This is a genomic window from Nibribacter koreensis (assembly GCF_039541795.1).
GTDB classification, from domain to species: Bacteria; Bacteroidota; Bacteroidia; order Cytophagales; family Hymenobacteraceae; genus Nibribacter; species Nibribacter koreensis.
The window spans coordinates 261,893-274,964 of record NZ_BAABGX010000001.1; the positions used below are offsets into that span (position 1 = coordinate 261,893).

Below are 13,072 nucleotides of genomic sequence, written 5' to 3' on the forward strand. Positions count from 1 at the left end.
TTAAGTTTTAGTTACAGCCGCAACCACCGCCCGTCTTGCCGCCGTTGGCTCCAGAAGCACCCTCGCGGTACAGCAAGAAATTCAACTCCGTCTTCTGCACCTTGCGGGCGCTCAATACCATTTCGGCGTCATTCAAATACATTTTGTTGTATTCCTGCACCGTCTGGCACGAAAAAAGGCTCCCCGCCGAAAAGAGTAGTAGGAGCCTTGCAAAAAGCCTGGTGTTATTATTCATGCGGTCACCCTTATATTTTTTGAGCAGTGTACACGGTTATCATCATCCACCACTAGGCAGGCTATGTCCCTCATCTGGTTGATGAGTTCCAGGCCCACTTTTACGCCCATTACCATGACGGGCGTGGCCATGGCATCTGCCAATTCTGCGTTGGGGCAGAGAATGGTGACGCTCTTAATACCTGTAACGGGCAATCCGGTTTTTGGATTAATGGTGTGGCTGTATTTTTTACCGTCAATGACGGCAAACTTCTCATAATTGCCAGAAGTGGCCACGGCCATGTCAGAGATGTTGAGTTGCGAGAAAGGCTGATGCTTGGCGTTAGGGTCTGCTATGCCAATGGTCCAGGGCTGCCCATTAGGCTGATGGCCCCAGGCAGTCAAGTCACCCGCGGCGTTTACAATGCCGCTTTGGACGCCCAGCTGTTGCAAGATCTGCTTGGCGCGTTCAGCGGCGTACCCTTTGCCAATGCCGCCAAAGCCAATGCGCATGCCTTTGTGCATTAAGAGTACGCTTCTTTTTTCTGGTTCAAGCAGTACGTTTTTATAATTGACCAGCCGCACGGATGCCTGGGCTACTTCTTTAGAAGGCAGGGTCGTCATGGCGGTGTCAAAGTTCCAGAGGCTTTTGTCTACGCTACCGTAGGTGATGTCAAAGGCCCCTTGGGTGAGGTCAGAGATGCGGATGGAACGGTAGATGAGGTCGTAGACCTCAGGGGAGGGGATGACGGGCGCAAGGCCGGCCATGGCGTTAATCTGGTGGGTCTCGCTGGTGTCTGAGAAGGTGGTGAGCAGCTTTTCAATGCGCTGGATCTCGGCAATGGCGGCGTCAATGACGCTATCTGCCTCCTGTTGGCTGCCGCTGGCCACCGTCAACTCAAACCGATTCCCCATCAGCTTCTGGACCCGTCTAAACAACTGGGGTGCAGGGGCCAATGGGGAATCCGAGGAGGTCATTATTTAGCAGATTTCAGTTGGGCTATAAAGGCCGGGGCGTCTTTGGCGGGAATGCCTTCCCATTTCTTCACCACTTTGCCGTTTTCGTCTAAGAGCAATGTTAAAGGAAAAATACCGCTTTTGTTATACTGTTCGGCTAGTTTTTCATTGAGGCCCATCTGTGCCTTGTCCAGCTGGTTCTTCTTCAACCTTGGGAAGTCTGCGTTCAGCAGCACCAAATTCTCAGATGCGAACTCCTGGAACTCCGGATTCTCAAAAATCTGCTTTTCAAGCTTTATGCACGGGCCGCACCAGTCAGAGCCTGAGAAGTTAAGAAGGATGTAGGTATGCTTGTCATGCGACAGCTTTTTGGCCTGGTCTAGGTTTTTCAACCAGGTAGGATTGCCGGACAGAAGCCAGGCGCTCAGGAATACAAATAGGAGTTTCATAATTTTATCAGGTTAGCAGTAGGATGTATTAAGAAAAGGCAGCGTATATCACTAAGACAACAACCATGCCTTGCTTGGTTCCTGCCAGCCATTAAAGTGGTATTTATTAGAAGGCTGAAGAGAAGATACTTACCTTGGTTATATAAAGCGATAGACCTACTTGTAAGATAGAGTTTTGATCCGAAGGCGTTTTTTGGCTGTTTTCGTTAAAACAAGCCAAAAACGATGTATAGCAATTCAAAAACGATGTATAGCAATTAAGAAACTAGCCCTATAGTCTGTATAAAGTCATCCTTTCGCATAAACTCAGGCGCCAACTCTGTTCATGAAGACCAAAGGGATTTCAGTTAGTGATGCATACAAGCAAGTATTTAATTTATATAGTTGGCAGAAGATTAAAAGGCATACCAGCAACAAGAAAATGATAACCATTGACAACTACCTAGACAGCCACTACATACACCGGAGTAACTGGCTGAGGGCCGCCGTGCTGGGGGCTAATGACGGCATCATATCCATCTCCAGTCTGGCCATCGGCGTAGCGGCTGCCAGCACGACAAGAGACCCAATTCTTCTGGCAACGGTTGCCGGACTGGTGGCCGGGGCATTGTCCATGGCGGCTGGCGAGTATGTGTCCGTTAGTTCCCAGACCGACATCGAAAAAGCCGACATTGAAAGAGAGAGAATAGAGCTGGAGACAATGCCCAAGGCTGAACTGCAAATACTTGCGGAGATTTATGAGAAAAGGGGGCTGAAGAAGGAAACGGCCTTACAAGTGGCAAAAGAGTTAACCGAGTCAGATGCCTTGGGCACCCACATACGGGATGAATTGGGAATTAACGAGATAAGTCAGGCCAATCCCATACAAGCGGCCTTTGCCTCGGGCGCGGCCTTCACGGCAGGCGGGCTTTTACCTTTGTTGGTGATACTCTTTGCACCCGTTCATAGTATGGAGTATTATCTCTACGGTTTCACGATCCTGTCACTCATTGTTCTCGGGGCTGTTTCTGCCAAGACAGGGGGCTCAAGTATGAGTATGGCAGTTTTGAGAATTGTAGTCTGGGGATCGATAGCCATGGGCTTGTCCGCCCTGGTTGGATATATTTTTGGCGTCAATGTATAGTCCTAAACCCCAATAACATGAACTAAGCGCATTTTCACCTAGTGGTAAACCACTTGCCGATCATTCTACCGATCGTGGGGATAACTTTACTGTTGGTAGGCTTTCTATTTAAATCAGATTCAGTAAAACGAACGGCCTTCCTGGTTTTTATCATAGGTTCCCTGACTTCTATCGCGGCAATGACAAGCGGCGAGGGGGCGGAGGAATTCTTAGAGAATATCAGTGGCGTAACTGAAAATTACATTGAAGAACACGAAGAGTCTGCCGAGCTGTTTTCAGTCCTAACCTATGTTTTAGGCGTGATGTCAATGATTGGGATGTGGGCAAACTATAAGCAAAAGTCATTTTCTAACGTCGTAAGCATGGCCGTCCTGGTTTTCGCGCTGGTGGTGATTTATTTCGGCAGGGAGACTGGAACGACTGGCGGAGAGATACGGCACACGGAGATTAGATCAGACTTTAAGGCCCCATCGACAAAAAATAATGCTAAAGCCGAAGAAGAACTATAGAAGACTAATTTAGCCTCTCTTGAACAGCAAGAAAAGTTGAATAAATCATTTAATATTCCTGATCTATAAGACATAACATCACTTCTAATTTAAATAAAAATTTAATGCTTGCCGTTTTGATAGGTCTGTTATACTTTTGATCCTCAGATGAAAAAGGCGCTCATAAAGTTTCTTTTATCGCTTTGTATCCTGCTTTTGGGTGGGTTCAGTTACCTGCATGCCCAACCCAACAATGAGAGTGCCTACCTCTCTTCTTCTAAACCGGGCATAGGTGCGGGGTATTTAGCCAGTGTTGGTGAATTACAGCAAGACTTGGGCTATTCCCTTAAGTTCTCTGAACCGGCTACCAAGGAAAACCAGATCAAACTCTATTCGCCAGAAAATGAGGCGGAGGAGGAAAAGACTTCTTTATTTAAAAAACTGGCTGAGAACAGCATTTACCTAACTGCTGTCTTCTTCGCCCATGTCTTAGCATTCCTTTTAGGCTCTCTCACAAGGATCTCCCTTCTTTGCAAGGGCCTTTTTTATTGCCCTTCCAACAGAATACACCTCCTGCTTCAGGTTTTCAGGAATTAAGGCAAACTTTCCTAGGCTTCTAACTCCGCCTAATCTTATCCTTTTTATTTCTAAATGGTTGGCCTTTGCTAGCAAATGCTAATAGACAGGCAAAGGACAGTCTTGTTCCTACCGTGTAAATGCCATTTAGATTTTCATCTCTTGCTCAGAAAGATTTGATATAGCAACCGCGCAGGTTGTGGATATGGCCTGCGCTCCTCTTGATTACCAAAACAAAATGCCCCTGCCGTCAGGCCAATGCGGTGCGCCTAGCATCAAATTTTACATCCCATACTTTTAGTTTAACCCAAATTACCATGAAGAGAATTTTCATGCTCCTGAGTTTGAGCACCTTGTTCTTTCAGACAAGCTGTGAGTCAAAAATAGAAGCAAAGGAAGAGAAAACAGAGTTTCTAGTAACCAGCCCTCTTAAAAAGGACACCTTGATTTCTAAGGACTATGTAAGCCAAATACACGCCATAAGCCATATTGAGGTAAGAGCCCTGGAAAAAGGCTACCTGCAGAAGATCTTTGTGGACGAAGGGCAATTGGTTAAAAAAGGGCAACTCATGTTTCAGATTATGCCCAACATGTACCAGGCAGAGCTGGAGAAAGCCCAGGCCGAAGCCAGTTTTGCCCAGATTGAATACCAAAACACCAAGAAGCTGACCTCTAGCAACATTGTGTCTCCCAATGAATTGGCCATGGCGCAGGCCAAATTGAACAAAGCGAAAGCAGAGGTGTCTCTGGCGCGGGTCCATCTGGGTTTCACGCAAATACGGGCCCCGTTTGAAGGGATAATGGACCACTTTGAGGTTAGGTTGGGTAGTTTGGTAGACGAGGGCGAGTTAATGACCACCCTGTCTGACAACCGCCAGATGTGGGTGTATTTCAATGTGCCTGAGTCTGAGTACTTGGACTATAAAACCAGCCAGAAGGGCAACAACATGAAGAAAGTCAAGTTGATCTTGGCCAATCAGCAGGTGTTTGAGTACCCGGGCCTAGTGGAAACCATAGAGGCTGACTTCAACAATGAAACCGGAAACATTGCCTTCCGAGCCACTTTCCCAAATCCAAACGGCTTGCTACGCCATGGCTCCACGGGCAACATCCGGATGGAGGTACCCATGAAAAACGCCCTGCTCATTCCGCAGAAAGCCACCTTTGAGGTGCTTGACAAGAAATATGTCTATGTGCTAGATAAGAACAATGTGATACACTCAAAGGAGATTACCGTAGCCGCCGAACTCCCCCACATTTACGTGGTGCAGAAAGGTCTGGGCGAAACCGACAGAGTCCTTCTGGAAGGCTTGCGTCTGGTGAAGGAGAATGAGAAAATCCACCCCAAGTTTGTGGAGCCAGGTAAAGTAATGTCTCAGTTAGAATTATATGCGGAGTAGGTCCCTATTCCCAAAAACCAGAAGACATGTTTAGTAAATTTATACATAGGCCCGTATTCGCGATTATAATATCGGTCATGATTGTTTTTGTGGGCGGCTTGGCCATTAAACAGCTGCCCATTTCCCAGTTCCCGGACATTGCGCCTACCACGGTCAATATTTTCATTGCCTACCCAGGGTCCAGTGCAGATGTGTTGGTGAACTCTACGCTCATTACCTTGGAGCAAGCCATTAACGGGGTGGAAGGCATGCGCTACATTGCCTCAGATGCCACCAGTGCGGGGGAAGCCACGCTCAGAATCATCTTTGAGCCGGGCACCGACCCCAATGACGCGGTAATTAGGGTGAAAACCCGGGTAGACCAAGTTATGCCACTTCTCCCAGAACTGGTACAGCGAGAAGGCGTGGTGATCACGCCCATCCAGCCCAGTATGTTGATGTACGTCAACCTCTATTCTAAGGAAAAGAGCATGGATGAGAAGTTCCTGTTCAACTATGCCACCGTGAAGATGATTCCAGAGATACAACGGATAAAAGGCGTGGCCCGAGCACAGATATTAGGTAGCCGCCGGTACGCCATGCGCGTTTGGCTGAACCCAGAACGTATGCGCGCCTATAAAATCTCTGTAGAAGAAGTGATGGAGGCACTGGCCGAGCAAAGCATAATCGGGAGGCCGGGTCGTTTGGGGCAAAGCTCCGGTATTGCCGCCCAGTCCCTGGAATATGTGCTTACCTACAAGGGTCGCTACAACAAGCCAGAGGAGTATGAAAGCATTATTGTAAGGGCTAACTCAGAAGGGGAGAGCGTCCACCTAAGTGACATTGCCACGGTAGAGCTGGGAAGTGAATTCTTTGACATTTACTCCAACCTTGATGGAATGCCCTCGGCGGCCATTGTATTGAAACAAAACTACGGCAGTAATGCAAGTGACGTAATAGCAGACGTAAAAACGCAGCTGGAGGAAATGAAAGCCTCCTTTCCTCCGGGCATGGACTACAAGATCAGCTATGACGTGTCGCAGTTCCTGGATGCATCCATTGACCAGGTATTGCACACCCTGCGGGATGCCTTTATCCTGGTGGCGCTGGTAGTGTTCATTTTTCTGGGCGACTGGCGGTCTACTTTGATTCCTATTCTGGCGGTGCCGGTGTCCTTGATTGGTACCTTCTTTGTGATCCAGTTCTTTGGGCTTTCCATTAACCTTATCACGCTGTTCGCACTTGTGTTGGCCATTGGTATTGTGGTCGATAACGCCATTGTGGTTGTGGAGGCGGTTCACGCCAAGATGGAGGAAACCAACCTTTCACCTTACAAGGCTACCATTGAGGTGTTGCGGGAAATTGGCGGGGCTATTATTGCCATCACGCTGGTTATGACGGCGGTGTTCGTTCCCTTGCTGTTTATGTCAGGCCCGGTGGGTATTTTCTATCGGCAGTTTTCCATCACCATGGCCAGTTCTATTGTCATTTCAGCGGTGATAGCGCTTACGCTTACACCTGTGCTGTGCTCCATGCTGTTGAAGAACAACCACGGGAAGCCTAAAAAGCGAAATCCTTTGAACAGAGCATTAGACAGTTTTAATAATGGTTTTGATAAACTGACGGGCAGATACGTGGGACTGCTCAGGACCATTGTGAGCAGAAGATTGCTCACCTGGGGTATTCTCCTTGCTTTTTGCGTGGGAATCTTCTTGCAAAGCAAGTTGCTACCCGCAGGCTTTATTCCTAATGAGGACCAAGGCACCATCTACGCCATTGTGCAGACGCCGCCTGGCTCTACGCTTGAGACCACTAACCAGGTCTCGCACAGACTTCAGAAAATTTGCGAAGAGATTGAAGGGGTAGAGTCCGTGTCTTCTTTGGCCGGGTATGAGATCATGACCGAGGGACGAGGATCTAACGCCGGCACCTGTTTGATCAACCTCAAGCCTTGGTCTGACCGGGAGCATACGGTGAAGGAGATTATGGAAGAGTTGGAGGAGAAATCTAAAGGCCTGGGCGCAGTGGTGGAGTTCTTTGAGCCTCCCGCCATCCCAGGGTTTGGTTCTTCGGGTGGTTTCTCCATGCGTCTGCTGGACAAGAACTCCAGCACCGACTACCAGGAGTTTGATAAGATCAATAAGCAGTTCATGGAGAACCTGGGCAAGCGGAAAGAGCTGACTGGTTTGTTTACTTTCTTCGCGGCCAACTACCCTCAGTATGAACTGCAGATTGACAACAACCTAGCTATGCAGAAAGGCGTGTCTATTGGCAAGGCTATGGAAAATTTGAACATTATGATTGGTAGTACCTATGAGCAGGGCTTCATCAAGTTCAACCAGTTCTTCAAGGTGTACGTGCAGTCAGACCCTAAATTCAGAAGGATGCCCTCTGACATCTTGAACCTGTTTGTCAAAAACGACCAAGGCGAAATGGTGCCTTACTCTGCGTTCATGAAACTGAAGAAGACGCAGGGGCCTAATGAGGTAACACGTTTCAACTTGTATAACTCTGCCCCCATCCAAGGGCTTCCAGCTAAAGGATACACAACGGCAGACGCTATTCAGGCGGTGCAGGAAGTTGCGGCGCAAACACTTCCGAAAGGTTATGACATTGCCTGGGAAGGCCTTTCTTATGATGAGTCCATCAGGGGGAATGAGTCCTTGTATGTGTTCCTGGTGGTATTGCTGTTCGTCTACTTCGTGTTGGCGGCCCAGTACGAGAGCTTTATTCTGCCGTTTGCGGTGGTGCTTTCGTTGCCCGTCGGGATTTTTGGCTCCTTCTTGCTCCTGAAGCTGATGGGACTGGAAAACAACATTTATGCCCAGGTAGGTATGATCATGCTGGTGGGTCTGTTAGGAAAGAACGCGGTATTGATTGTGGAGTTTGCGGTGCAGAAACGTCTACAGGGCTACACCATTCTGGAGGCCGCCATTGAAGGAGCCAAGGTACGTTTCCGTCCCATTCTCATGACCTCCTTCGCGTTTGTTGCCGGTCTGATTCCTTTGATTGTTGCCACGGGCGCAGGAGCCATTGGTAACCGTACTATTGGAGCCTCGGCTTTGGGTGGTATGTTGTTCGGGACCATTTTCGGGGTGGTCATCATTCCGGGCTTGTACTACATCTTCGCTAAGATGGCGGACGGTCGTCACCTAATCAGGGATGAACATGAAACCCCTTTAACCGAAGGGTATGTCTACGCAGATGAAAGTTTATCCCTCATTGAAGAAAAGTAAAATCATGTATAGAAACAGAATTTATAAATGGGTGGGGGTAGCTTTTGCTTCCCTCACGTTTACGGCCTGTAATTTGCCTACGCTGGTGCAAAAGACAGCCAATACGGCAGTGCCTGCAAGTTTTGTCAACTCTCAGGATACTACAAACACTGCCCAAATGAGGTGGCAGGAGTTCTTTGCTGATCCTAGCCTAACTGCACTGATTGACACCGCCCTTCAAAACAACCAGGAGCTGAACATTACCTTGCAGGAAATCCAGATCGCCCAGAACGAGGTGCTTGCGAGAATAGGAGAGTACCTGCCGTCTGTGGGACTGAGAGGCGGTGCCGGCGTGGAGAAAGTGGCCAGGTTCACCAACATTGGCGCCATGGAAGCCAACATTGATATGGAGCCGGGCCATAAAATGCCCGAGCCACTAACGGATTTGATGGGAGGCGCCTACGCCACCTGGGAAGTGGACATCTGGCACAAGCTGCGCAATGCGCGTAAGTCGGCCGTGAACCGGTACTTGGCCAGCGTGGAAGGCAGAAACTTTATGGTCACCAACCTGATTGCCGAGATAGCCAACTCCTACTATGAATTGTTGGCCCTGGACAACCAGCTGGCCATAGTGCAGCAGAACATGAAGCTGCAAAGCAGCGCCTTGGAGATTGTGAAGGTGCAGAAAGAGGCGGCCCGCGCTACTGAACTTGCCGTGCGCAGATTTCAGGCCCAGGTGTATCATACCCAAAGCCTGCAATATGACATCCAGCAGAAGATTGTAGAGACAGAGAACCGAATCAACCTCCTGGTGGGCAGGTTCCCGCAGCCGGTGCAGCGGGGCAGCCAGACGTTTGAGGACCTAGTACCCAAGACCATTCAGGCAGGTATTCCGGCGCAGTTGTTAGTTAATAGGCCGGATATTAGGCAGGCAGAGTTACAGTTGGAAGCATCCAAGTTAGATGTGCAGGTAGCCAAAGCCAGGTTTTACCCTTCTTTAGGTATTTCAGCGGGAATAGGCTTGCAGGCCTTTAGCCCAAGCCACCTACTGGAGCCAGAGTCTATCCTGTTTTCATTGATAGGAGATGTGACCGCCCCGCTGGTGAACAAGAATGCCATTAAGGCCATGTACTTAGGGGCCAACGCCCAGCAGTTGCAGGCCGTGTACAACTATGAGCGCACAATTCTTAACGCGAACATTGAGGTGGTGAATCAATTGGCTAAAATCAATAATCTGGAGAGAAGCTATGACCTAAAGGCGAAAGAGGTAGAAGCCCTTGCCCAATCCGTTGATATTTCCAATCAATTGTTCCGGTCTGCCCGGGCAGATTATTTAGAGGTGCTACTTACCCAACGCGAGGCGCTGGAGTCTAGGTTTGACCTGATAGAAACCAAAATGCAGCAAATGAATGCCATGGTGAATATTTACCGGGCATTAGGCGGCGGCTGGAAGCAATAGATTCTAACTAAAAAACTATAATCAAAGCTCAAGGCAAATCTTCTTATTTAGAAGTTTGCCTTGAGCTTTGATTATAGTTTTAAATGCTGTTCTATTATATGAAATAGAATTTTCACTTTAATTTATATAGAGTGTTAAAGAAATTAAATCTTTATCTCATAAAATGGCCGTTTCTTGAGGCCGTTTAATATTTTGACCAGTTGAGCGTGACTTACTCTATAACGTCTCAATCATCCGTCTCACGAATCAAAACAATTATTTGATTCGTGAGACGGATGATTGAGACAACTAATAAGTCGAAACGGTATTGATCAATAGGTGCGATAAGGCTTAGATTTGAGGCCATCCCTATTCTAGGATTGGGGTCCTGAAGGAGCAATCATGGTTTTGAGTACTGCCGTGATAGCTGGATAAATCCTGGCGAAAGTACAAAGCCGGAAAATGAGGTCTGACTTTGAATTGGGGAGAGTAACAGAGGATGAAAATTTATTTGTTACTTTTTTGTTACTCTAAGATGAAAAAAGCCGCTTAAACGTAAGTTAAAGCGGCTTTTTGAATGTTAATCTGTAGTCCGTAGGGGAATCGAACCCCTGTTACCAGAATGAAAATCTGGTGTCCTAACCCCTAGACGAACGGACCATCTGTCGGTTTTGATGGTGCAAATATAGCGGGGTGATTTTGATTTGCAAAAGCCAAACCAAGAAAAAATATAGAATATTTGCTTTGTTTCCTTGCTAAAAGAAAATGACAGGGCGCTAAGTTAAAGTAAAATATTAGGTGTCAGATTGTTAAAAGTCAGGATTGATAAAAGGTGGCTTTTAAAAGTTTTTGCATCTGACCGCCAAAATAATCTTTTGTGGTGCGATTAAACAGCTTCAGTTTTTTTAGACTTGAAAAGCTTACGAACCACTTTGACTATTTTCTCAATGATAAAACCCAGTACAATACCCGCCAAGGCAGACACCAACACTTTCACCAACCATTGAAGAATAGGAACCTCGGGTAATGAAAGGATTAAATTCTCTAAAGCATGGTGCAGGAAGGGAATACCATGAATCACGATTTCGGCACCCACCCAGAGCATAGCCGCCGTGCCCACATACGCCAATATTTTAAGAAAAGCTGGCATTCTTTTAACCAAGCCACGGCCAAATTTTTGCACTGCCGGATGGAATTTGTCTTTGGCCATGTGCACGCCCATGTCATCGGCTTTTACAATGAGGCCTACAAAACCGTAAACCGCCACCGTGATAAAGACTGCCACAGCCAACATGACAATGATTTGGTTAGCCAGTGGAGTATCTGCCACGGTGGAATAGGTGATGGCTACAATCTCAGAAGAAAGGATTAAGTCTGTTCTTACGGCACCATCAATCCTCTCTTTCTCTAGTTCTTCGGGCGTAATGACCTTCATCTGCTCCACGTTCTCTGCCGTCCCGTCACCATGGTGTTGACTAAACATAGAGTGCACTTTCTCATATCCTTCAAAGCACAGATAGGCGCCACCAAGCATGAGTATGGGTGTGATGGCCCAAGGAGCGAAGAACCCCAGCAACAAGGCCGCCGGGCTTAAGAAAATGATTTTATTAAAGAGTGATTTCTTTGCAATCTGAAAAATGATGGAAAGCTCCCGAGACGGGTCCAAGCCCACCACGTATTTTGGTGTTACTGCCGTGTCATCTATCACAATGCCAGACACCTTTCCGGTGGTTTTTGCCACCTGGGCCGGCACGTCATCCAAACTGGCCGCACTCACTTTTACAAGCGCCGCTACATCATCTAATAAGGCAAGAAGACCTGAAGCCATTAGGTAGTTCTTAGGTTAAATTGTATTTTGTAACATGCCCATGGTAGCAAAGGCAATCATAATCTGAGGTAAATTATCCTGCCAATATACTGTTTTTTGCCTGTTTTCCAGAAAAGAGGCCAAAAACGAAGTAGTATTTAAGGACATAAAAACGGCAAAAGCTGGCAGGAAGACAAAGCCTAAGCAGAGCTATCTATGCATGACATGTAGCGCTAGCCAAACACCTTAACGGACTATCTTAGAGCTACGCCTATATGCTTATTATTCTTGAATGAAAGTGGGTAGCAACATAGGCAAAAGATAGTTTTTAGCAAATATCCGATAAGACTAGTGGTTGCTTATGCTTTTGGTATTACCGCCTTTAGGTTTTCCAAGTTATTGATACTTAAATTAATATCTGAAAAGGAATTTTACCTGCCATGCTTGTAAGAGGCACCTACGTATTTGTGAATTCTATTGCGCTAATTGGGTTGGCTTTTTAGAAATCCTGAATAGAACCGTGGCTACCAACACACCAATAAGCCCTATGCCTACCCAGGCAGTTGCTATTATCTGAGGACTATCTGGCAGGGAGAGGGTCTGATGCTTTACTATGATGCCATAGAATGCCCAGATACCTACCAACCCTACGGCTATGTTTGTCCTGGTATAGACAACAAACAAGACAATGCCCGTGGCTACCGCAATCATGATCATAGTCCATAGACTGGGGCTTAAGGTAAACCCATTCCAACCCAAGCCCACCAAAGCTGAGCTGACATTGGCAACCGTCGCGATGATGATCCAGCCAAAGTACAAGCTCAAAGGAACCTGCGTTAGCCACCGCGAGGCTCCTGACCTGCCAGCATTGTAAATGCCTATGCGTAGGTGAATGGTTAGTAAGGTCGCTAACTGAAGGAAGATAAGCAGTACAGACAACAACAGCCACTCATACACCCAGGCAATGGTCCAGGCGCCGGTGGCCAAATTGTTCAGCATAAACAAAAAGCCAATCCGTTGCAGGTCTGCATTTGCTTCATGTTCCATTGCCTCTTTGAAGGACTTTACTAAGTGGTACACGCAGAAAGCGAGCAGTGCCACGTAGATGACTCCCCAAATAGAGAAGGTGATGCCTGCCGGAGTGAATAGAGCTGGATACTTGTCTGACACATCACCAATGGTCTGGTCATTGAAAACTCTTGTCTGCGTTAGTTGAGAGGGGATAAGATGCAGGAGAAAAAACAAGGTATTCAATACAGCCAATGTCTTAGGGGATCTTATCATATAGGTTCTTGGTCCTTAAAGTAAACTTCTATAATAGGGTTAAACATGCTCTTAACCAGAGCCAGAGACTCTTTGTTTTTAAGTAAAAAGCGAAAGAAATGTACTTGCATCTGGTCTTTACTATCATCAATGCTCTTAGCGCC

Annotated in this window: 11 protein-coding genes and 1 tRNA gene; 5 read left to right on the forward strand and 7 right to left on the reverse strand. The window is 47.2% G+C overall.

Features of this window, described 5'->3' with window-relative positions:
* Positions 1-7: 7 nt before the first annotated feature.
* The 3 genes from ABD880_RS01020 to ABD880_RS01030 are packed head-to-tail and all read right to left on the reverse strand — an operon-like array spanning position 8 to position 1,619.
* Positions 8-235 carry a DUF4266 domain-containing protein gene (locus tag ABD880_RS01020; protein WP_345161428.1) on the reverse strand — a complete coding sequence of 76 codons (228 nt, stop codon included), beginning with the start codon at positions 233-235 and terminating at the stop codon, positions 8-10.
* Positions 232-1,191: an FAD:protein FMN transferase gene (locus ABD880_RS01025; protein ID WP_345161430.1), complete on the reverse strand. Its 960-nt coding sequence runs from the start codon at positions 1,189-1,191 to the stop codon at positions 232-234. Before ABD880_RS01025 ends, ABD880_RS01020 begins: the two co-directional genes overlap by 4 nt.
* A complete protein-coding gene (locus tag ABD880_RS01030; RefSeq protein ID WP_345161432.1) occupies positions 1,191-1,619 on the reverse strand; it encodes a thioredoxin family protein in 429 nt (142 codons plus the stop codon). Before ABD880_RS01030 ends, ABD880_RS01025 begins: the two co-directional genes overlap by 1 nt.
* A gap of 325 nt (positions 1,620-1,944) precedes the next feature.
* Between ABD880_RS01030 and ABD880_RS01035 the strand changes: the two genes are divergently transcribed.
* Entirely contained in the window at positions 1,945-2,742 is a 798-nt protein-coding gene (locus ABD880_RS01035) for a VIT1/CCC1 transporter family protein (RefSeq protein WP_425575813.1), read from the forward strand.
* Positions 2,743-2,795: 53 nt separating this feature from the next.
* Entirely contained in the window at positions 2,796-3,251 is a 456-nt protein-coding gene (locus tag ABD880_RS01040) for a hypothetical protein (protein ID WP_345161434.1), read from the forward strand.
* Positions 3,252-3,731: 480 nt separating this feature from the next.
* Here the strand turns inward: ABD880_RS01040 and ABD880_RS01045 are convergent, their stop codons facing one another.
* Positions 3,732-3,902 (reverse strand): hypothetical protein, encoded by a 171-nt coding sequence (locus tag ABD880_RS01045; RefSeq protein WP_345161436.1) that lies wholly within the window; start codon positions 3,900-3,902, stop codon positions 3,732-3,734.
* A gap of 221 nt (positions 3,903-4,123) precedes the next feature.
* Between ABD880_RS01045 and ABD880_RS01050 the strand changes: the two genes are divergently transcribed.
* From ABD880_RS01050 to ABD880_RS01060, 3 genes are read left to right on the forward strand one after another with little or no spacing between them, the layout of a single operon-like run.
* Positions 4,124-5,206 carry an efflux RND transporter periplasmic adaptor subunit gene (locus ABD880_RS01050; protein ID WP_345161438.1) on the forward strand — a complete coding sequence of 361 codons (1,083 nt, stop codon included), beginning with the start codon at positions 4,124-4,126 and terminating at the stop codon, positions 5,204-5,206.
* A 26-nt stretch (positions 5,207-5,232) separates the two neighbouring features.
* Positions 5,233-8,421, forward strand: a complete 3,189-nt coding sequence (locus ABD880_RS01055) for an efflux RND transporter permease subunit (RefSeq protein ID WP_345161440.1) — start codon at positions 5,233-5,235, stop codon at positions 8,419-8,421.
* Between the two features lie 4 nt (positions 8,422-8,425).
* Positions 8,426-9,859, forward strand: coding sequence for a TolC family protein (locus ABD880_RS01060; RefSeq protein WP_345161442.1), 1,434 nt, complete (start codon positions 8,426-8,428; stop codon positions 9,857-9,859).
* A 567-nt stretch (positions 9,860-10,426) separates the two neighbouring features.
* Here ABD880_RS01060 and ABD880_RS01065 read toward each other — a convergent pair.
* The 3 genes from ABD880_RS01065 to ABD880_RS01075 all read right to left on the reverse strand — a co-directional run bounded on the left by ABD880_RS01065 (position 10,427) and on the right by ABD880_RS01075 (position 12,929).
* Positions 10,427-10,498: transfer RNA gene (locus ABD880_RS01065), tRNA-Glu, on the reverse strand.
* A 226-nt stretch (positions 10,499-10,724) separates the two neighbouring features.
* Positions 10,725-11,666: a DUF808 domain-containing protein gene (locus tag ABD880_RS01070; protein WP_345161444.1), complete on the reverse strand. Its 942-nt coding sequence runs from the start codon at positions 11,664-11,666 to the stop codon at positions 10,725-10,727.
* A 453-nt stretch (positions 11,667-12,119) separates the two neighbouring features.
* The gene (locus tag ABD880_RS01075) at positions 12,120-12,929 is read right to left on the reverse strand and encodes a hypothetical protein (protein WP_345161446.1); all 810 of its coding nucleotides are present in this window, start codon (positions 12,927-12,929) and stop codon (positions 12,120-12,122) included.
* Positions 12,930-13,072: the final 143 nt, after the last annotated feature.